The sequence below is a fragment of the Paenibacillus enshidis genome (genome assembly GCF_042136365.1).
Taxonomy (GTDB): domain Bacteria; phylum Bacillota; class Bacilli; order Paenibacillales; family Paenibacillaceae; genus Paenibacillus; species Paenibacillus enshidis.
Window position 1 is genome coordinate 1 of sequence record NZ_JBHHMI010000103.1, and the last position, 313, is coordinate 313.

At 42.8% G+C, this 313-nt stretch carries 1 protein-coding gene; it reads right to left on the reverse strand.

Annotated features, from left to right (window positions below):
* Positions 1 to 313: transposase (locus tag ACE41H_RS25265; protein WP_375358324.1), on the reverse strand; the 313-nt coding region annotated here is incomplete at both ends.

Sequence of the window (313 nt, forward strand, 5' to 3'; positions counted from 1 at the left end):
ATTTTTTGAGCGCATCATCGGAGGGATAGTTCGTCTTCGTTTTCGTATATTTTCGCAGCATCCGATGAAATCCTTCGACGGAATTGGTGGTATAAATCAATCGTCTCACTTCATTCGGATACTTGAAGAACGTCGATAACTCGGCCCAATTCTCTTTCCAGGACTTCAAAATTTGAGGATATTTCGAATCCCATTTTTCTGCAAACACTTCCAGGTGATACAGCGCATCGTCTTCGCTTGGTGCTTGGTAAATCGCTTTTAAATCCGCCATGATCGGCTTGAGGTCTTTATAGGACACATACTTGGTCGAGTT